This is a genomic window from Alcanivorax sp. HI0083 (assembly GCF_001635175.1).
Genome location: NZ_LWFX01001582.1, coordinates 1 through 1,405, shown reverse-complemented (window position 1 = coordinate 1,405; position 1,405 = coordinate 1). Strand labels below are relative to the sequence as shown.

Below are 1,405 nucleotides of genomic sequence, written 5' to 3'. Positions count from 1 at the left end.
GCTTGGCTGGCTGCGTCCGGTTTCGATAAAGCTCAGGTGCCGGCTGGATACGTCGGCCCGTAACGCCAGTTCCAGTTGGCGGAGGCGGCGGGCTTTACGCAGTTCCGCGAGTATCTGGCCAGTCTGCATCGGGGCTCTCACTTTTCTGTGGCGGATCAGCATGGTCATGGCCGCCAGGCTTCGCCATTACCTCTGGGGTAATTGTTTCACTTCCTTGTTCAGCAGAGGCTGAATCTAACACTAACCGGCCCGTTGCGGTAATTCGCGACCAAAGCCAGAAAACTGGAGGTGCATCATGCCCTGGAGATCACTTAAACATGCTCTGTTATTCAATGCTGTCTGCTCAACGTTATTGGGAGCGGCGCTCTTGCTGGCCCCGGGCTGGCTGGCGTCACTGATGGGGGCGTTCAGCCCGCAGATACTGATGATTCTCGGGGGCGCCTTGCTGGTTTTTGCAGCGGATGTGGTTTTTGTGGCCACGCGCAAACCCATATCGTCCGGGCCGGCTAAGATGGTGACACTGGCGGATCTGGCCTGGGTGCTGGCAACGCCGGTGGTCATGCTGCTGGGGGCTTCGTGGTTGTCATTCTGGGGGCATGTTCTGCTGCTGGATGTGGCGTTGCTGGTAGCGTTCTGCGCCCTGTGTCAGTGGCGGGGACTGCAGCGGCAAGGGGCACAACCCGAGCAGGGCACTGCTCATGATTGAAATGACTGCGTTGGCGTTTCTGTTGATGGGGGCGGTGGCGCTGGTGTCGCCCCATTCGATAACGCGGTGGGTGGCGATAACCGCGCTGCCCGTGCCGGCCCGCAGCGAAGTCCGCGCTGTGTATGGCGGCTATGGTGTGGCAATGGCTGTGTTGTTAATGGTGTGTCGTGATCAGCCGCAATGGCGTGACGGGGTGGTGGTGAGCTTGTCGATGGCCTTGCTGGGCATGGCGGCTGGCCGGTTACTGTCCTGGCTGGTGGATCGCCGCCTGGATCGTTACCCCGCATTGTTCATGGTAATAGAAATCGTTCTGGGGCTGGGGTTGCTGAACTCGCTTTAGGGCTCATTTACGGTTCTTCACGGGTTAGAGTAAATAGCATGCTTCTCGATGCCGGATGCCTGACGTAAAGCCCCTTGCCTGAGCGACTGTCGTCGGGCATCCGGCGTCCAGCGGTTGCCGGGCGGGCTAATGAGACAAGTTCTGAAGCCGGCTGATCACTCAATTCCGCGATGAACCTAATTTACGGTATGCTCTGGTTACCAGTTGTAGTCATGGTGCTGAGCTAATGGGCGATATTCTGCCGTTCAAAAAACCGCAAAAGAAGATGCCAAAAAAAGGCATGTGTCAGCACGACTTTCACAAGTGGGTGATCTGCAAGGAAAAGCAGTTTGATGTGAAGCAGGGAAAGCTGGTGACGG

The 1,405-nt window shown here is 57.7% G+C and carries 3 protein-coding genes; 2 read left to right on the top strand and 1 reads right to left on the bottom strand.

What is annotated here, in order from left to right; all coding sequences use genetic code 11:
• Positions 1-129, bottom strand: a 129-nt coding sequence (locus A3754_RS26345) for a helix-turn-helix domain-containing protein (protein ID WP_156497183.1), incomplete at its 3' end; no start/stop codon positions are given.
• 238 nt (positions 130-367) lie between these two features.
• Here A3754_RS26345 and A3754_RS23605 point away from each other — a divergent pair.
• Positions 368-706 (top strand): hypothetical protein, encoded by a 339-nt coding sequence (locus tag A3754_RS23605; RefSeq protein WP_063521508.1) that lies wholly within the window; start codon positions 368-370, stop codon positions 704-706.
• Complete coding sequence (locus A3754_RS23600) at positions 699-1,046, top strand: DUF4345 domain-containing protein (RefSeq protein WP_082872358.1); 348 nt, start codon at positions 699-701, stop codon at positions 1,044-1,046. The genes A3754_RS23605 and A3754_RS23600 overlap by 8 nt, the downstream gene beginning before the upstream one ends.
• Positions 1,047-1,405: the final 359 nt, after the last annotated feature.